Genomic DNA, 19,916 nt, shown 5'->3' on the forward strand with positions numbered 1-19,916 from the left:
GATGTGGTTGACCGGTCAGAACGACGTGGCGTTCGGCGTCGCCGTCTCGGGCCGGCCGGCAGACCTCGCCGGCGCCGAGTCGATGGTCGGCCTGCTGATCAACACGGTGCCGGTGCGCGCCACCATCTCGGCGACGACCACGATCGCCGACCTCCTCGGTCAACTGCAGGGCGCCCACACCGACACCCTCGAGCACCAGCATCTGCCGCTGACCGACATCCACCGGATCACCGGCCACGACCAGCTGTTCGACACGCTGTTCGTCTACGAGAACTACCCCGTCGACGCCACGGCGCTGTCCGGCACACACGACCTGGCGGTCACCGAGGTGGCCAGCCACGAGCACAACCACTATCCGCTCTCGGTGGTGGCGCTGCCCGGCGACGAACTGGGCCTGCGGGTCGAGTTCGACACCGCGGTCTTCGATGCGGCGGGCATCGCGGGCATCGTCGACCGGTTCCGCCGGGTGCTGGAGGCGATGACCGCCGATCCGGCCCTGCGGCCGACGAAGATCGACGTGCTGGACGACGCCGAGCACGCGCACCTCGACGCGGTCGGCCACCGTTCGGTGCTGACGGAGTCCTGCACGCCGGTGACGATTCCGGCGGTGTTCTGCTCCCAGGCGGCGAAGACGCCGGACGCGGTGGCGGTCTCGTGTGGTGCGCGGTCGATGACCTACCGCGAGCTCGACGAGGCGTCGAACCGGTTGGCGCACCTGCTGGTCGAGTTCGGGGCGGGCCCCGGCGGGTATGTGGCGCTGCTGCTGCCGCGGTCGGCGGACGCGATCACCGCGATCCTCGCGGTGCTGAAATCCGGGGCGGCCTACGTGCCGATAGACCCCGCCCATCCGGCGGCGCGGGTCGCGTTCATGATCGACGACGCCCGGCCGGTCGCGGCGATCACCACCGCAGACCTGACCGACACGTTCACCGGCGACCTGCCGGTGATCTGGGTGGACGACCCCCGCATCGCCACCCGCCCCAGCAGTGCGCTGCCGGGTCCGTCGCCCGAGGACATCGCCCACGTGATCTACACCTCGGGCACCACCGGTATGCCCAAAGGCGTTGCGGTGAGCCACCACAACGTGGTGCAGCTGTTCGACGCCCTCGATGTGGGTTTCGAGCTGTCAGCCGACCAGGTGTGGACGCAGTTCCACTCCTACGCCTTCGACTTCTCGGTGTGGGAGATCTGGGGTGCGCTGCTGCACGGTGGCCGACTGGTCGTGGTGCCCGATGCGGTGACGCGCTCACCCGAGGACTTCCATCAGCTGCTGAGCGCGGAACAGGTCACGGTGTTGACCCAGACGCCGTCGGCGGTGCGCGGCCTGGACCCGCAGGACCTCGAACATGTGTCGAGCCTGGTGGTCGGCGCGGAGGCATGTCCGGTGGAGACCGTGACGAGATGGTCGCCGGGCCGGGTGATGGTCAACGTCTACGGCCCCACCGAGACCACCATGTGGGTGTCCAGGAGCACTCCGCTGGCCCCGGGGCACGAGGCGCCACCGATCGGTGCCCCGGTGCACGGGGCGGCGTTGTTCGTTCTCGACCAGTGGCTGCGACCGGCACCGGATGGCGTCGTCGGCGAGCTGTACGTCGCCGGGCGAGGCGTGGGAATGGGCTACGTGAATCGCGCGGGGCTCACGGCTTCACGATTCCTGCCCTGCCCGTTCGGCGCGGCCGGGGATCGGATGTACCGCACCGGGGACCTGGTCCGCTGGGGCCCCGACGGACAGCTGCGATACATCGGGCGCGCCGACGACCAGGTCAAGATTCGCGGCTATCGCATCGAACTCGGTGAGATCCAGGCTGCCCTGGCCGAACTCGACGGCGTCCAGCAGGCGGTCGTCATCGCCCGCGAGGACAGCCCGGGCGAGAAGCGCCTCGTCGGCTACGCCACCGGGTCGATCGACACGGCCCAGACCCGCGCGAAGTTGGCCGAGCGGCTGCCCGGGTACATGGTGCCCGCAGCGGTGGTCGTCGTCGACGCGCTGCCGGTCACTGTGAACGGCAAGCTCGACACCCGCGCGCTGCCGGCACCGGAGTACCGGGACGGGGACCGCTACCGCGCCCCCGGCAACCCGACCGAGGAGATCCTGGCGGGCATCTACGCACAGGTCCTCGACCTCGACCGGGTTGGCGTCGACGACTCCTTCTTCGACCTCGGCGGCGACTCGGTCTCGGCCATGCGGCTGATCTCCGCGGTCAACGACACCCTGGGGTCCGAACTCTCGGTGCGCACGGTGTTCGACGCGCCGACGGTGGCGCAGCTGGTGTCCCGGCTCGACGGACAGGCCGCAGGGCGCAAGCCGCTGGTCCGCGTCGAGCGGCCCGACGTGCTGCCGTTGTCGTTCGCGCAGAACCGGCTCTGGTTCATCGACCAGCTGCAGGGCCCCTCACCGATGTACAACATGCCGGTGGCGCTGCGACTGCGCGGGCGGGTGGACACCGAGGCGCTGGCAGCGGCGCTGACGGACGTGGTGGGCCGCCACGAGAGCCTGCGCACCCTGATCGCCGCACCCGACGGAGTGCCTCAGCAGCTCGTGTTGCCGGCCCGCTGGGCCGACTTCGGCTGGGAGGTCGTCGACGCCGCCACCTGGTCCCGGGACCGGCTCGATTCCGTTGTCGCGGATACCGTCTGCCACAGTTTCGACCTGGCCACCGAGATACCGCTGCGCGCGAAGCTGTTCCGCGTCGACAGCGATGAGCACCTGCTGGTCGCCGTGGTGCACCACATCGCGGCCGACGGTTGGTCGATCGCCCCGCTGGTGCGCGACCTGGGTGAGGCGTATGCCGCCCGGTGCGCCGGGCGACGCCCCGAATGGGACGAACTCCCGGTCCAGTACCCGGATTACACACTGTGGCAGCGCGAGCAGTTCGGTGACATCGATGACAGCGAGAGCTCGATCGCCGCGCAACTGGCGTACTGGCAGCAGGCCCTGGCCGGCATGCCCGAGCGCCTGCAGTTGCCCACCGACCGGCCCTACCCCCAGGTGGCCGACCACCGCGGCGCCGCCGTCCCGGTGGACTGGCCGGCCGAACTGCAGGACGCGGTCGCCCGGGTGGCCCGGGACAACAAGGCCACAACGTTCATGGTGATGCAGGCCGCGCTGGCGGTGCTCTGCTCGCGGCTGAGCGCCAGTCCCGATGTCGCGGTGGGCTTCCCGATCGCCGGGCGCCGCGATCCCGCGCTCGACGACCTGGTCGGTTTCTTCGTCAACACCCTGGTGCTGCGCGTCGACCTCACCGACGACCTGACGTTCGCCGAGGTGCTGGCACAGGTGCGCCGCCGCAGTCTGGCCGCCTACGAAAACCAGGACGTTCCGTTCGAGGTTCTGGTCGAGCGGCTCAACCCCGCGCGCAGCATGGCCCACCATCCGCTGGTGCAGGTGATGTTGGCATGGCAGAACTTCGCGGGCGACCCGGGTGCCGGGCTGGCGCTCGGGGACCTGGAGGCGACGCCGCTGCCCGCGGAAACCCGCACCGCACGCATGGATCTGGTGTTCTCGCTGGCCGAGCGATGGACCAAGGACGGCGCCCGCGCCGGAATCGGCGGGAACGTGGAGTTCCGGACCGACGTGTTCGACGCGCGGAGCATCGAGACCCTCGTGGCCCGGCTGCGGCGGGTGCTCGAGGCGATGACCGCCGACCTCACACGCAGGGTGTCGTCGGCCGACCTGCTGGACGAGGGCGAACGCCGACGCCTCGACGACTGGGGTCACCGTGCGGTCTTGACCGAGCAGGTGGCCTCGCCGGTGCCGGTGCCGCAACTCTTCGCCGAACAGGCGGCCCGGACACCGGATGCCGTCGCGCTGAGCGGCGCCGGCCGCAGCATGACGTACCGCGAACTGGACGACGCCGCGAACCGGTTGGCGTCGGCGCTGGCCGCCGAGGGCGCGGGACCCGGACGATGTGTGGCGCTGCTGTTGCCGCGCTCCGCGGACGCGATCATGGCGATCCTGGCGGTGTTCAGAACGGGCGCGGCGTATCTGCCGATCGACCCGGCGCTGCCCGCGGCGCGACTGCAGTTCATGCTCACCGACGCCGAACCCGTCGCCGCGGTGACGACGGCAGATCTGCGGGACCGGCTGGAGGGCTCGGGAATCGCCGTCGTCGACGTCGCAGCTCCCGCTCCGGCCGCGACCGGCTCCCCGGCGTGTGCCCGTGCGGCCGGCCCCGACGACCTGGCGTACCTGATCTACACCTCGGGCACCACCGGAGTCCCCAAAGGTGTTGCGGTGACGCATCGCAACCTGACCCGGTTACTGGCCACGCTGCACGCCGACCTGCCCACCGGACCGGGGCAGGTGTGGTCGCAGTGGCACTCGCTGGTCTTCGACGTCTCGGTGTGGGAGATCTGGGGTGCGCTGCTGCACGGCGGCAGGCTGGTGGTGGTGCCGGAGGAGATGGTGGCCGCGCCCGACGATCTGCACGAGCTGCTGGTCGGCGAGAAGGTCAACGTCCTGCACCAGACCCCCTCGGCCGTCGGGATGCTGACACCGGATGGTCTGGAGTCGACCGCGCTGGTGGTGGCCGGCGAGGCCTGCCCGACGGAGGTGGTGGAGCGGTGGGCCCAGGGGCGGGTGGTGCTCAACGCCTACGGGCCGACCGAGGCGACGATCTACGCCGCGATGAGCCGGCCCCTGGTCGCGGGGACCGGGGTGGTGCCGATCGGCTCACCGGTGCCCGGCGGCGCGCTGTTCGTCCTCGACAGGTGGCTGCGGCCGGTGCCCGCGGGTGTCGTCGGCGAGCTGTACGTGGCAGGCGCCGGTGTGGCCGCCGGCTACTGGCGGCGCCCCGGTCTGACCGGATCACGTTTCCTGGCATGCCCGTTCGGCGCGCCCGGAATGAGGATGTACCGCACCGGTGATCTTGCGCGGTGGGGCGCCGACGGGCAACTGCAGTACCTGGGCCGCGCCGACGAGCAGGTGAAGATCCGCGGATACCGCATCGAGCTGGGGGAGATCCAGACCGCACTCGCCGGACTGCCCGGCGTCGAGCAGGCGGTGGTGACCGTGCGCGAGGACCGCCCGGGCGACCGGCGCCTCGTCGGCTATGTGATCGAGTCCGCAGCCGGCGCAGTCGATCTCGCGGAGACACGGAACCTGCTGATGCAGGTGCTGCCCGCCTACATGGTGCCCGCGGCGGTGGTGGCCATCGACACGCTGCCGCTGACGGTCAACGGAAAACTCGATTCCCGCGCCCTGCCCGCACCGCAGTACACCGTCGAGGAATACCGCGCCCCGGCCGACGCGGTGGAGGAGATCCTGTCAGGCATCTACGCACAGGTACTGGGCGTCGAGCGGGTCGGCGTCGACGACTCGTTCTTCGAACTCGGCGGCGACAGCATCCTGTCGATGCAGGTGGTCGCGAGGGCGCGGGCGGCCGGAATACTGTGCCGGCCGCGCGACGTCTTCGTCGAACAGACCGTGGCGAGGCTGGCCCGGGTGGCCACGCAGGCCGACGGCTCGGCCGTCGAGGTCGACGAGGGTGTCGGACCGGTGGTGCCCACGCCGATCATGCGCTGGCTGAACAGCGTGCACGGCCCGGTCGACGAGTTCAACCAGACGATGGTGCTGCAGGCTCCCGCCGGAGTCACAGAGGACGACGTCGTGGTGGTGCTGCAGGCCCTGCTGGACCGGCACGCCACCCTGCGCCTGCGCGCCGCCGACGGCGACTCCGGCGTCTGGACGATCCACGTGCCCGATCCCGGCTCGGTCGACGCGCGAAGCTGCCTGCACACCGTCGGCCAACTCACCGACGACGCGATGACCGCGGTGCGGGCCCGACTGAACCCGGCCGCCGGGACGATGCTCAGTGCGCTGTGGGCGACGTCCACCGGCCGGCTCGCGCTGATCGTGCACCACCTGGCCATCGACGGGGTGTCCTGGCGGATCCTGCTGGAAGACCTCAACATCGCGTGGGCGCAGCACCGCGGTGGCCAACCGGTGGAGCTGCCTGCCGGCGGGACGTCGTTCCTGCGCTGGTCCCGGCTGCTGGTCGAGCACGCCCGCACCGCAGAGGTCGCGGGCCACGCCGCCGCCTGGCGGCGGATCGCCGAGACCCCGGCCATGCTGCCCGCCGTGCAGCCCGAGCGCGACACCTTCGCCACCGCCGGGCACCTCTCGGCGGCGCTGGACGCCGACACCACCCGCGGTCTGCTCGGTGACGTACCCGCGGCGTTCCACGCCGGAGTCCAGGACATCCTGCTGATCGCCTTCGGTCTCGCGGTCTCCGAACTGCTGGGCACCGGCTCGGCCCCGGTCGCCGTCGACGTCGAAGGACACGGGCGCGCAGAGGAACTCGCCGATGACGTCGACCTGTCGCGCACGGTCGGGTGGTTCACCACCAAGTACCCCGTGGCGCTCACGCCGGGCGGGTTGTCGTGGGCGCAGGTGACGGCCGGCGACGCGGCGCTGGGGGCGACGGTCAAGGCCGCCAAGGAACAACTCCGCGCCCTGCCCGACGTCCTCACCTACGGCCTGTTGCGCTACCTGAACCCGGAGGCCGGTCTGAACACGGCCGACCCCACCGTCGGCTTCAACTACCTGGGCCGGATCGGCGTCTCGGGCGGCGACCTCTCCGACGACCTGTGGCGGATCTCCCAGGAGGGGCTGTCGCTCACCGGTGCGGCCGCGGCGGTGCCGATGCCGTTGCCGCACACGCTGGAACTGAACGCGGTGACCATGGACACCGACGCCGGGCCGCGGCTGCAGGCCTCCTGGACGTGGGCGCCGTCGGCACTGGACCACGACCAGGTCAGCCGGCTGAGCCGGCTCTGGTTCGAGGCGCTGGCCGGGATCTGCGCGCATGTGAGCTCCGGTGGCGGCGGTCTGACACCGTCCGACATCGTCCCCGCCCAACTGGACCAGCAACAGATCGACCTCGTGCAGCAGCAGTACGGGGCCGCCGACATCCTGCCGCTGACACCGCTGCAGCGGGGCCTGCTCTTCCACGCCGCCACCGCGCGCCCCGACGACGACATCTATGCGCTGCAACTCGATTTCACCATCGACGGCCCGCTCGATCCCGAGCGGTTGAGCGATGCCGTGCACGCCGTCGTCGACAGGCATCCGCACCTGGCCGCGCGCTTCTGTGACGAGTTCGACGAACCGGTGCAGATCATCCCCGCCGACCCCGTGATGGCGTGGCGGTACCTCGATCTGCGGGGCGACGACCGGGATCCGGAGCCGGAGATCGCTCAGCTGTGTGCCGACGAGCGGGCCAAGGTGTGCGACCTGGCCTACCGGCCCGCGGTGCGGGCGGCGCTGATCGGCAGGCCGGGCAACCGGCACCGGCTGGTCCTGACCTTCCACCACATCGTGGTCGACGGGTGGTCGCTGCCGATCCTGCTCGGGGAGATCTTCGCCGGCTATCACGGACATCGGTTGCTTGCCGCGCCGCCGTACCGCCGGTTCGTGAGCTGGCTCGCCGATCGTGACGTCGAGGCCGCTCGCGCGGCATGGCGCGAGGCGCTCGACGGCTTCGCCACTCCGACGCTGGTCGCGCCACAGACCCATGCAGGCCCGCGCGGGGTGAGTTCGTACCGGGTGTCGGAGCAGATCACCGATGCGCTCGGCGAGCTGGCCCGCTCCTGCCACACCACGGTGAACACCGTGCTGCAGGCGGCCTGGGCGATGCTGTTGTCCTCGCTGACCGGCCGGCACGACGTCGCGTTCGGCACCACGGCATCCGGCCGGTCGGAGGTGCCGGGCGCGGAGTCCATGGTGGGTCTGATGATCAACACCGTGCCGGTGCGGGCGAGGATCACGCCGGCCACCACCGTCGCCGATCTGCTCGACCAACTGCAGAACGCGCACAACGACCTGCTCGACCACCAACACCTGGCGCTCAGCGACATCCACCGCGCGACGGGCCACGACCAACTGTTCGACACGCTGTTCGTCTACGAGAACTACCCGGTCGACGCCGGCGTGGTGGCGGGCGAACACGAGCTGGTCATCAGCGAGTTCACCCACCACGAGAACAACCACTACCCGCTGACGGTGGAAGCCCAGCCGGGCAACGAGATCGGGTTCCGGATCGAGTACGACGCCGAGGTGTTCGACGACGCCAGGATCGGCGAGATCCTCGAGAGGCTGCGCCGCGTGCTCGCCGCGATGGCCGGTGACCCGGGGCGGCGGTTGTCGTCGGTCGAGGTGCTGGCCGACAACGAGCGTGCGCGGCTGGACGAGGTCGGCAACCGTGCGACACTCACCCGCCCGGCGGCGGCCGGAGTCTCGGTGCCGGTGGTGTTCGCGGCGCAGGTGACACGGACGCCGGACGCCGTGGCGGTGTCGGCGGGCGGGCGCTCGATGTCCTATCGCGAACTGGATGTGGCATCGGACCGGCTGGCGCGGATGCTGGTGGGTCGGGGTGTCGAAGCCGGACAGTGTGTCGGGTTGTTGATGCCCCGGTGCGCGGAGGCGGTCGTCGCGATCGTGGCGGTGCTCAAATCCGGTGCGGCCTACGTCCCGATGGATCCGATGCACCCCGACGCGCGGATCGGCTTCATGCTCGACGACGCCGCGCCTGCTGCGGTGATCACCACCGCGGAGCTGCGCTCACGGGTGGCGGCCCACGATGTCGCGGTGATCGACGTCGACGATCCGGTCGACGACTGGGGCATCGGCTTCTGGCACGGCGCCGCGCCGATGCCCGCACCGGACGACGTCGCCCAGATCATCTACACCTCAGGGACCACCGGCGTCCCCAAGGGCGTGGCGATCACCCACCGCAACATCACCGCGCTGCTGGGCTCACTGGACGCCGGCCTCCCACCGGGACAGGTCTGGACACAGTGCCATTCGTACGCCTTCGACTTCTCGGTCTGGGAGATCTGGGGGGCGCTGCTCGGTGGTGGCCGGCTGGTCGTCGTCGGTGAGGAGGTCACCGCATCGCCGGAGGAGTTCCATGCACTTCTGATCGACGAGCAGGTCAACGTGCTGACCCAGACACCGTCGGCGGTGGGGATGCTCTCGCCGAGCGGCCTGGGCTCGACGGCGCTGCTGGTCGGCGGTGAGGCATGTCCGGCGGAGGTGGTGGACCGGTGGGCACCGGGCCGGGTGATGGTCAATGCCTACGGCCCGACCGAGACCACGATCTACGCGTCGATGAGCACGCCACTCACGGCGGAATCGGGGCCTGCGCCCATCGGTGCGCCGATCGCCGGGGCGGCCTTGTTCGTGCTCGACGACTGGCTGCGGCCGGTGCCCGCGGGCGTGGTCGGTGAGCTGTACGTCGCGGGCGCCGGTGTCGCGCAGGGCTATGTGCGCCGGCCGGGCCTGACCGGATCGCGGTTCATCGCCTGCCCGTTCGGGGCTCCGGGCTCAAGGATGTATCGCACCGGCGACCTGGTGCGCTGGGGTGACGACGGGCAACTGCGCTACGAGGGCCGCTCCGACGAGCAGGTCAAGATCCGCGGCTTCCGCATCGAACTCGGCGACGTGCAGTCCGCACTCACCGCGCTCGACGGGGTGGACCAGGCGGCTGTGGTCGCCCGCGACGGCAGCGCCGGCGCCACCCGTCTGATCGGGTATGTCACCGAATCACGCTCCGGTGCACTGGATCCCGGCGACATCCGGGCTCGGCTGGCGCAACGGCTGCCCTCGTACATGGTGCCTGCGGCGGTGGTGGTGCTCGACGCGATACCGCTCACGGTCAACGGCAAGCTCGACACCAGGGCCCTGCCCGCACCCGAGTACACCGCGGGGCAGTACCGCGCCCCCGCCGACACGGTCGAAGAGGTCCTGGTCGGGATCTTCGAGCAGGTGCTCGGAGTGCCGCGCGTCGGCGTCGACGACTCGTTCTTCGAACTCGGCGGGGACTCGCTGTCGGCGATGCGCCTCGTCGCCGCGGTCAACAGCAGCCTGGACGCCGACATCTCGATACCGGCCGTGTTCGAGGCGCCCACCGTGGCGGGTCTGCGTCAGCTGTTGCGGACCGGCACCGACGCCCCCCAGGAGGTCGTCCCGATCCAGACCCTGAAGAAGGGCAGCGGCGCCGCGCTGTTCTGCGTCCACGCCGCGAGCGGGCTGAGTTGGCCCTATCAGGTGCTGGGCCGGCACCTCGACTGCCCGATCGTCGGGATCCAGCAGACCGACGACGACGCCGCCGGGTCGATTCCCGACATGGCGAGAACCTATGCCGACAGGATCCAGCAGATGCAGCCCGCGGGGCCGTACCACCTGCTCGGCTGGTCCTACGGCGGCGTGGTGGCACACGAGCTGGCCGTCGAGCTCGAACGGCGCGGCTGCGAGGTGGCGCGCCTGATCGTCCTGGACGCCCAGCCCGAGCTCGACGGCCGGCTCGCGTCGCCGAATCAGATCCTCGGAATGAAGCATGTGCGGGACGAACTCGCGCGCTTCTATCAGATCAGCAACGCGGGGCTGGACGAGTCGGTGAGCAACGAGCAGATCGAGGTGATGCTGCGGCTGCAGGGCGAGGCGGTGTTCTCCCGCTACAAGGAGCTCGTCGACCGGATCATCCGGAACGGCACCGCCAACATCGAGTCCTACCGCGCGCACGAACCGGGTGTCTTCGGCGGCGACATGGTGCTGTTCGGTGCGCAGGGATCCGGTGAGGACAGGAGCGCCGAGATCCTGCGGGCCTGGAGCCCTCATGTCGCCGGCAACATCACCGTGCACTCGGTCGACTGCACGCACGAGGAGATGCTGACCGCGGAGACGCTGGCCACCTACGGGGATCGACTCAAGCGGGCCCTGCCCCTCGGCCCGGCCGAGGCCGGATCCGTCGGCTCCCGTGGGCGTCGCCTGCGACGGGTCAGGTGACTGGGCGCGACCACTAGACCTGCTCGTTCAGCCACCCTGTGGTGAAGCGCAGCATCTCGGGGGTGTCGTCGACCATCTGGCGGGCGAGCATGCCTTCGATCGCGCCGCCGACGAACCGGACGTCCACCTTCAACGTCGCGGTACAGCGCAGCTGCGAGCCGCCGCCCGCCGGAGCCAGCACCACGCTGCTGTGACCGGAACCCGGTGCGCCGCGTGCCTCGATGCGGACCTGTCCGTGCAGCTCGCCGTCGACGAGGGTCCACGTCTGGTCCTGGACAATCTCCAGGTCCCGCGGATACAGCTTTCCGAACGGCTTGGGCAGCAGGGCGCTCCGCAGGTCCTGGACGGTGACGACCCGCACGAGGCCGTCGACGACGTCGATGGCGTCGAGACGGCCGTTGTCGCCGTAGTTCGCCAGTCGTGACGCCCAGTAGTCCGCGTCGGAATATGCGGCATGGATCTGTTCGACGCCGATCGCCGATTCGACCTCGAAGTCGAGGGTTCGTGACATGCCAGCTCCCACCTCCGTCGCGTACCGTGCCCGCACATTGTCGACCCCACCGCCGAAATGCGGGGCGAAGCGCGGCCCCGGGTGAGGCTTTTGAAACATCCGGCGAACGGGAGGTGTCGAGATCCCTCGAGCGTCGAGGTGGCGAGGTGCCTGACCGTGGCGCCGGGGACCGAAGCCAGCTAATTGACGGCATCGCCAGTTCACGGAGGCCTTGGAAATCACTGCCCGATGGACCCGAATCGTCCCGCATCTCGGGCTGCGCAAGGATTACATTTTGGTGACGCCTCGTGCGCGCATCCCGACGAAAATGGTGCGTCGTGACTTCACGATCACTGCTCCGGGCAACGTCGACCGAGGGACCCGAAAAATTCGCCACGCCGTGGCTGCGTGAGATTCTTACCAGGCTGTGACGCATGACACAGGCCGGTGACAGGGTTGCTGCCGTCAGCGCGACCGGTGCACTTAGTAGCGCTTCGCGTCATTTGCTAGCGCAACAGAAAATTTCGTACGTCCGTGCACGTATCAAGCGTTCATCGCGATCGCATATCGCGTCGGGCACAAGCCCATATGCGGCTTTCAGGCATGGGTTACTCTTCATCGGTCAGTTGATGCCCCACTGGGGTGTCCAGCGTTTGCGATCAGGCGGCGCCATGCCTCAGCATGGTGCCGGGGTGTGAGCACAGGGGAGGAGTCCTGCGATTCTCAGGCTGTTGAAGCGGGCGTGGATCCCGCTGCTCATCCTCGTCGTCGTCGCCGCAGGCGGTTTCACTGTGTCGCGCCTGCACGGCATCTTCGGTTCCGAGAAGCGTGTTTCTTACGCTGACACCAAGGCCGCCGAATCCAAGCCCTTCGATCCCAAGGTGATGGTCTACGAAGTGTTCGGTCCGCCGGGCACCGTGGCGAACATCAGCTACTTCGATAAGGACACCGAGCCGCAGTACATCACGGGGATATCCCTGCCGTGGACGCTCGAGTTCGACATGGGCACCACGACCGCGGTGGGCAGCCTCATGGCGCAGGGCGACAGCGACAACATCGGCTGCCGCATCACCGTCGACGGTGAGGTCAAGGCCGAGAAGACCTCCGACAACGTCAACGCCTTCACCTCCTGCCTCCTGAAGAACGGATGAGCCCCGTGCACGCGGATGAAACGCGGAGGCGTCGGCCTCGGTTCGCATCCTTCATCCGGTCGTTCTCGCCGCTGATCATCCTCGGCTGGTTGGCGTTGACGGTCCTGCTGAGCGCGACCGTTCCCCCGCTCGAGGTGGTCGAGCGCGAACGATCGGTGTCGCTGAGTCCGTCGGATGCGCCGTCGACCAAGGCCGCGGCGCGCATGGGTGAAGCCTTCGGGGAGTCGACCGGCGGAGCCGTCGCGATCATCGTCCTCGAGGGCCGGGAACCACTCGGAGACGACGCACACCGGTACTACGACGAGATCGTCCGTCAGCTGGAGGCGGACACGGAGCATGTCGAGCATGTGCAGGATTTCTGGGGCGACCCCCTCACGGCAGGCGCAGCGGAGAGCGCCGACGGCAAGGCCGTCTACGTCCAGCTGGACATCAAGGGTGAATTGGGCCAGGCCGAGGGCAACGCATCGGTCACCGCCATCCGGGACATCATCGCGCGCACCCAGGCGCCGCCGGGTGTCCAGACCTATGTCACCGGTCCTGCGGCGATCGTCGCCGACCTCGGCGAGAGCGGGAACAAGACCGTCCTGCTGATCACGTTGGTCACCGTCGGCGTGATCTTCCTGATGCTGTTGCTGCTCTACCGCTCCATCCTGATCCCGATCATCCTGCTGTTCACAGTCGCCATCGAACTGCAGGTGGCGCGCGGCGTGGTGGCATTCCTCGCCATGCAGGGCTACGTGGGGCTGACGACGTACGTCGTGAACCTGCTCGTCTCCGTCGGCATCGCGGCCGGCACGGACTATGCGATCTTCTTCACGGGGCGGTATCAGGAGGCCCGGCAGGCGGGCGAGGACCGTGAGAGCGCGTTCTTCACGTCCTATCACGGGACCGCGAAGGTGGTCCTCGCGTCCGGCGTGACGATCGCGGGTGCGATCGCCTGTTTGAGCTTCACCCGACTGCCGTTCTTCCAACCGCTCGGAATACCCGGCGCGGTCGGCATTCTCGTCGCTGTCGCCGTGGCGCTCACACTCGTGCCGGCGTGCATCGCGGCAGGCAGCCGGTTCGGCATCTTCGATCCGAAGCGCGCGGTCGCGACTCGGCGGTGGCGGCGCATCGGCACCGCGATCGTCCGCTGGCCGGCACCGATATTGATTGCGACGATAGCGATCTCACTCATCGGCCTGTTGACGCTTCCGGGCTACAAGCCGAGCTACAACGACCAGAAGTACCTGCCCCAGGACATCCCGGCCAACCAGGGCTATTCCGCCGCGGCGCGGCACTTCCCGGAGTCGAGGATGGCATCGCCGGACATCCTGATGATCGAGTCCGATCACGACATGCGGAATTCGGCCGACCTATTGGTGCTGAACAAGCTCGCGAAGTCGGTGTTCGCCGTACCGGGTGTGTCCAACGTGCAGTCGATAACAAGGCCAGAGGGCACTCAGATCCAGCACTCGTCCATTCCGTTCATGCTGAGCATGAGCAACGCGAGCAACAAGCTGACCCTGCCGTTCCAACGGGAGCGCATGGAGGGCCTTCTCGACCAGGCCAACGAGTTGACCACGATGATCAACCTCATGACGCGCATGCAGTCGCTCATGCAGCAGATGGTGGACACCACCCACCGGATGGTGGAGACGACGCACGAGCTCGAGGACATCACGGGTGACATCCGGGATTCCATCGCGAACTTCGACGATTTCTTCCGGCCGATCCGCAACTACTTCTACTGGGAAAAGCACTGCTACAACATCCCGATCTGCTGGGCCATCCGCGGCGTCTTCGACTCGATCGACGGCATCGACCGGGTGACGGTCAAGATGGCGGAACTGACCGAGAATCTGGATCAACTGGACGCACTGCTGCCGCAGATCCTGCTGCAGTTCCCGACGATGATCGCCAACATGCAGAGCACGCGGACCATGATGCTGACGATGCACAGCACCATGTCGGGCATCATGGCTCAGGCCGACGACTCCAACGAGAACGCGACGGCCATGGGCAAGGCGTTCGACGCCGCGAACAACGACGACTCCTTCTACCTGCCCCCTGACGTCTTCGAGAACGAGGACTTCAAGCGGGTGATGGAGGTCTTCATGTCACCGGACGGCAAGGCCGCGCGCCTGCTCATCACCCAGAAGGGCGATCCGGCGACGCCCGAAGGCGTGGCCCTGGTCGATCCGATCAGGACCGCCGCCGAGGAGGCGATCAAGGGAACGCCGCTGGAGAGCTCGCGGCTGTACCTCGCCGGCACCGCAGCGCAGGTGAAGGACCAGATCGACGGATCGAAGATCGACCTGCTGATCGCGGGCGTGGCAGCTCTGTGCCTGATCTTCATCATCATGGTGATCATGACCCGCAGCCTGGTGGCCGCGCTGGTCATCGTGGGTACGGTCGCGATGTCGCTGGGTGCGTCGTTCGGCTTGTCGGTGCTCGTCTGGCAGCACCTGCTCGGCATCCCGATCAACTGGGTCGTGCTCGCGATGTCGGTCATCGTGCTGCTCGCCGTCGGATCGGACTACAACCTGCTGCTCGTTTCGCGCATGAAGGAGGAGCTCGCCGGCGGCATCAACACCGGCCTCATCCGTTCGATGGGCGGTACGGGCCGGGTGGTGACGGCAGCCGGCCTGGTGTTCGCGGCGACGATGGCGTCGATGATCGTCAGTGATCTGCTGACGATCGGACAGGTCGGGACCACGATCGGTCTCGGACTCCTGTTCGACACGTTGATCGTCCGTGCCTTCATGACTCCGTCGATCGCGGCACTGCTCGGGCGGTGGTTCTGGTGGCCGCAACGCGTGCGCCCGCGCCCCGCGAGTTCGATGCTCCGCCCGGTCGGTCCCCGTCCGCTGGTCCGCTCTCTGCTGATGCGGGACGGTTAGCCGAGCCGCATGATCAGCACTGAGCAACGTCGGCGGCCCTGGATCGCGCGGACGATACGCACCCTGTCGCCACTGATCGTGCTGGCGTGGCTCGCGGTGATCGTGTTCACCACGCTGGTGGCGGTCAACGGTGACTGGCGCAGCGTCATCCCCTCACTGGAGAAGGTGGCCGAGGAGAACTCGGTGTCGCTGATGCCGGCGGATGCGCCGTCGGCAAAGGGCATGCTCCGCATGGGACAGGCGTTCCAGGAGTCGGACTCGGACAGTTCCGCCATGCTCGTGCTCGAGGGACAGGACCCCCTCGGCGAGGATGCCCGGCAGTACTACGCGGGCCTGATCAAGGAGTTGCGTGCCGACAGCACGCACGTGACGAACGTGCAGGACCTCTGGGGCGACCGGCTGACGGCGTCCAGCGTCCAGAGCCCTGACGGGAAAGCCACGTACGTACAGATCAACCTGGCCGGCAACCAGGGCACCCCGCTGGGCGACCAATCAGTGGAGGCGGTCCGCGACATCGTCGACCGGTCGTCACCACCACCGGGCGTGAAGGTCTACGTGTCCGGCGCGGCGCCGCTCGCCTCGGACATGCAGCACAGCGGCAACGACTCGATCCTGAAGATCACGATCGTGACCGTCGTGATCATCTTCACGATGCTCCTCATCGTCTACCGCTCGATCATCACCGTCATCCTGCTGCTCCTGATGGTGGGGATCGAGCTGGCGGCCGCCCGAGGAGTGGTGGCGTTGCTCGGCGCCAACGAGGTCTTCGTCCTCTCCACCTTTGCCGTCAACATGCTCGTGTTCCTCGCGATCGCCGCGGGCACCGACTACGGCATCTTCTTCTTCGGCCGGTACCAGGAGGCCCGCCAGGCGGGAGAGGACCGGGAATCGGCGTACTACACCACCTACCGCAGTACGGCGCCCGTGGTGCTGGCGTCGGGTCTGACGATCGCCGGAGCGATCCTCTGCCTGAGCTTCACGCGATTGCCCTACTTCCACACGATGGGCATCCCGTGCGCCGTCGGCATGCTCGTGGCGGTCGCGGTCGCCGTGACACTGGTCCCGGCGGGAATCGCCATCTGCGGGCGCTTCGGCCTGCTGGACCCCAAGCGCAAACTCAAGTCGGGCCGATGGCGCGGGATCGGCACGGCGATCGTTCGGTGGCCCGGTCCCATCCTGGTGGCTTCCCTCGCGGTGGCCCTCGTCGGCCTGCTGGCGCTGCCCGGGTACCAGACGAACTACAACGACCGCGCGTACATCTCGCCGGAGATCCCGGCGAACCAGGGCTTCGCCGCGGCCGAGCGCCATTTCTCGCAGGCGCGCCTGACGCCCGACATCCTGATGATTGAATCCGACCACGACCTGCGGAATCCGACCGACTTCATCACCTTGAACAAGTTGGCCAAGGAGATATTCAAGGTCCAGGGTGTCTCGCGTGTGCAGGGGATAACCCGGCCGGAGGGGACACCGATCGCCAAGACGTCGATTCCCTTCCTGATCAGCCTCCAGAGCGCCGGCCAGGTGCAGTCCCAGAAGTTCCAGGCGGAACGCAACAAGGACATGCTCAAGCAGGCCGAGGACATGGGCGTGATGATCGGCGTCATGCAGCAGCAGTACGAGGTGACGCGGCAGCTGAACGAGGTCACCTACGAGATGATCGATACGACCAAGGAGCTGCAGGCCCTCACCGATGAGCTGACCGAGAGCATCGGACTCTTCCAGGACTTCTTCCGGCCCATCCAGAACTACTTCTACTGGGAGAAGCACTGCTACAACATCCCGATCTGCTGGGCGCTCAGGTCGGTGTTCGACACCCTCGACGGGATCTCGGCACTCAGCGAGAAGCTGGACGTCATCGTCAACGAGATGGAGAAGCTGCGGGTTCTGCTGCCCCAGCTCCTCGAAGTCTTCCCTCAGATGATCGACGTCATGCGGACGATCCAGAACATGTCGTTCAAGACGTACAGCACCATGTCGGGCATCAGCGCGCAGATGGACGAGACCAGCGACGATGTCAGCGCCATGGGGCAGGCCTTCGACGCCGCCAAGAACGACGACTCCTTCTTCCTGCCGCCGGAGGTGTTCGAGAACCCGGACTTCAAGCGTGCGATGGACAACTTCCTGTCCCCGGACGGCAAAGCGGCGCGATTCATCATCTCGCACAACGACGATCCGGCGACGCCCGAGGGTATCGCCCGCATCGAACGGGTCCAGCTGGTGGCCGAGGAGGCCCTCAAGGGCACGCCGCTGGAGAGTTCGAAGATCTATCTCTCCGGTACCGCCTCGACTGCCAAGGACTGGAACGACGGGTCGACCTACGACCTGTTGATCGCCGGGATCGCAGCCATCTGCCTGGTGTTCATCATCATGCTCGTCATCACCCGCAGCTTCATCGCGGCGCTGGTGATCGTGGGCACCGTCGTGCTCTCGCTGGGCGCGTCATTCGGACTCGCGGTGCTGTTGTGGCAGTACATCCTCGGCATCCAACTGCACTGGATGGTGCTGGCCATGTCGGTGATCATCCTGCTGGCGGTCGGTTCGGACTACAACCTGTTGCTGGTGTCCCGGATGAAGGAAGAGGTCGGGGCAGGCATCAACACGGGGATCATCCGTGCCATGGGCGGCACCGGAAAGGTGGTCACCACAGCGGGATTGGTGTTCGCCGCGACGATGGCGTCGATGGCGGTCAGCGATCTGCGGATCATCGGTCAGATCGGCACCACCATCGGTCTTGGTCTGCTGTTCGACACCATGATCGTCCGCTCGTTCATGACACCGTCCATCGCCGCGCTGTTGGGCCGGTGGTTCTGGTGGCCGCAGCGGGTCCGTCCACGCCCCGCCAGCACGATGCTCCGTCCGTACGGTCCGCGTCCACTGGTGCGTGCGCTTCTGGGCATCGAACAACGCCGTGACGACGACGATGCTCCGACCACCGAGATCCCTCGACTGTCTCCCTGACGACTTTCCGGCTCGTTCGGCGTCGACATGGATTGCCGGAACGCGCGATTCGGTCTGTCCGGTCGAGGTTCTCGATGCGCCGGGCCTTCTCCTTGACTGGTTCAGGATGTAACACCGCAGCTCGATGAACAGATATCAACGGTGAGTGCCGGCGCCAAAGCCGGCGCTGACAAAGTCGATGCGTAGTTCGAGCCGATCTGGGTAGACTCAGATTCGAGTTAGCTGGTCGAATCATTGCGCATCAGTATTTGGAGGGCGACGCATGAAGAAGCTTTCGGTTACGAGTGCTCTCGCGGCTGGCGGTGTGGCGCTGTCGCTGTCGGTGGGGGCCGGGGTTGCGTCTGCGGACCCGATCGTCGATTCGACCTGCAGCTTCGAGCAGGTGGTCGCAGCAGCGAACGCGCAGGGTCCGATGGCGGCCCGGTTCATCTCGAACCCGCAGCAGCAGGCAGGTCTGAGGCAGTTCCTCGCTTCGCCCCCCGGCCAGCGGCAGCAGATGGCCAATCAGATCCGGAGCGCTCCGTCGAACGCGGTCTTCCTGCCCACCATCGAGACGGTCTTCAACGTCTGCAACAACTACTGACCGGAGTCGGGCGGACACGGTGGCGGCGTACGCGCGACCATCTTCCCGATTGTGGTGAACAGACCACTCCGCGGGCTCGGCTGATCAGTTCTCTGGCAGTCGAGTCCGCTCGAGTGGTCTTCGCTGTGCGCGCGCAGTACACGATGCTCGCCGCGGCAGATCCCTGCGGCCTCTCAGCGCTCGTGGTCGAAGGCTCGACGTCGCGACCGAATGCCAGCGGCGACCGCCTCATTGCCCCGATGGGCAAAGCGACTATCGGTGGCTGCGCATGCGCGATTGTGCATTCGGGGCTCCATCGATCTGGTGCGAAACCACCCGTCAGTTTCGGTTAACGTTCAGCGCCTGAATTTTCGCCTTCGGTCCCCTTTAAACGCGTGCGATTCCGAATCTAGCAAAGAACGCGCACACGCCACGGTCAATGTTGACCAGTGGCGGGAATGTCCCGATGCGCCCCGGGCGTTGACCCTGTAGTACGGTGTCGCGGATGGGCCCTTCGACTCTCAAATAGATTTGCTCAACGAGATTCGGCTAGTCGCGCGGTGTTCGCTCGCGGTCAATCGCACACGGCCGGCGAGGCACCGCGACCGCCAGCACCTTTTGCGCCAGTATCGCGAGGCCACAAGGCTAATTGATCGCAGCAGGTCATGCGCATCGAGCCCCGCGATCAGGTGACGTACGGGTGCATTCTGAGTTACTGAACGGGGTCGCACGGCGAAGTGCCAGTTCGCCACGTACTTCGGCGAAACGCTGAAGATTCGGCAGTCCTTGAGTAAGGTTTGGGACGGTTACATCCATGTCGATTTGGTCTGGAGAACAGCTGTGAGCAACAATCCGTTTGACGATGAAAATGGCAGCTTTCTAGTGTTGGTGAACGACGAGGAACAGCACAGTCTGTGGCCCGCCTTTGCCGATGTGCCCGCCGGATGGCGGGTGGTGTTCGGCGAGGCGGAACGCGCCGCATGCCTGGAATACATCGAGAAGAACTGGCCCGATATCCGCCCCAAGAGCCTGCGTGATCGGCTCGCGCTAGGCACATAGCAGCCAGTTGCCGGGGGATTTCTTTGGG

General features: G+C 67.5%; 7 protein-coding genes (1 of these 7 cut by a window edge). 6 read left to right on the top strand and 1 reads right to left on the bottom strand.

Features of this window, described 5'->3' with window-relative positions; genetic code table 11:
- Positions 1–10,786, top strand: partial view of a non-ribosomal peptide synthase/polyketide synthase gene (locus H7I41_RS00840; RefSeq protein ID WP_264010660.1) — the 3' end only. It extends 20,447 nt beyond the left edge of the window; 10,786 of the gene's 31,233 nt are visible here — the last part of the coding sequence; its start codon lies beyond the left edge, outside the window; its stop codon occupies positions 10,784–10,786.
- Between the two features lie 13 nt (positions 10,787–10,799).
- Here H7I41_RS00840 and H7I41_RS00845 read toward each other — a convergent pair whose 3' ends face one another.
- Positions 10,800–11,297, bottom strand: coding sequence for a DUF2505 domain-containing protein (locus tag H7I41_RS00845; RefSeq protein ID WP_264010654.1), 498 nt, complete (start codon positions 11,295–11,297; stop codon positions 10,800–10,802).
- Positions 11,298–12,007: 710 nt separating this feature from the next.
- Between H7I41_RS00845 and H7I41_RS00850 the strand changes: the two genes are divergently transcribed.
- From H7I41_RS00850 to H7I41_RS00870, 5 genes are all read left to right on the top strand, one after another.
- Positions 12,008–12,427 (top strand): MmpS family transport accessory protein, encoded by a 420-nt coding sequence (locus tag H7I41_RS00850; protein WP_276008134.1) that lies wholly within the window; start codon positions 12,008–12,010, stop codon positions 12,425–12,427.
- Positions 12,424–15,309, top strand: a complete 2,886-nt coding sequence (locus H7I41_RS00855; RefSeq protein ID WP_264010655.1) for an MMPL/RND family transporter — start codon at positions 12,424–12,426, stop codon at positions 15,307–15,309. The genes H7I41_RS00850 and H7I41_RS00855 overlap by 4 nt, the downstream gene beginning before the upstream one ends.
- A 9-nt stretch (positions 15,310–15,318) precedes the next feature.
- Complete coding sequence (locus H7I41_RS00860) at positions 15,319–18,267, top strand: MMPL/RND family transporter (protein WP_264010656.1); 2,949 nt, start codon at positions 15,319–15,321, stop codon at positions 18,265–18,267.
- Positions 18,268–18,529: 262 nt separating this feature from the next.
- On the top strand, positions 18,530–18,850 hold the full coding sequence (locus tag H7I41_RS00865; RefSeq protein WP_264010657.1) for a hemophore-related protein: 321 nt from the start codon (positions 18,530–18,532) through the stop codon (positions 18,848–18,850).
- 819 nt (positions 18,851–19,669) lie between these two features.
- Positions 19,670–19,888 carry an MbtH family protein gene (locus H7I41_RS00870; RefSeq protein WP_264010658.1) on the top strand — a complete coding sequence of 73 codons (219 nt, stop codon included), beginning with the start codon at positions 19,670–19,672 and terminating at the stop codon, positions 19,886–19,888.
- Positions 19,889–19,916 lie beyond the last annotated feature (28 nt).

This window comes from [Mycobacterium] manitobense (assembly GCF_025821665.1).
Taxonomy (GTDB): domain Bacteria; phylum Actinomycetota; class Actinomycetes; order Mycobacteriales; family Mycobacteriaceae; genus Mycobacterium; species Mycobacterium arseniciresistens.

Bases quoted from the DNA above. Each gene is read 5' to 3' on its own strand.
- H7I41_RS00845 (WP_264010654.1), bottom strand. From the start codon at position 11,297: ATGTCACGAACCCTCGACTTCGAGGTCGAATCGGCGATCGGCGTCGAA.
- H7I41_RS00855 (WP_264010655.1), top strand. From the start codon at position 12,424: ATGAGCCCCGTGCACGCGGATGAAACGCGGAGGCGTCGGCCTCGGTTC.
- H7I41_RS00860 (WP_264010656.1), top strand. From the start codon at position 15,319: ATGATCAGCACTGAGCAACGTCGGCGGCCCTGGATCGCGCGGACGATA.
- H7I41_RS00865 (WP_264010657.1), top strand. From the start codon at position 18,530: ATGAAGAAGCTTTCGGTTACGAGTGCTCTCGCGGCTGGCGGTGTGGCG.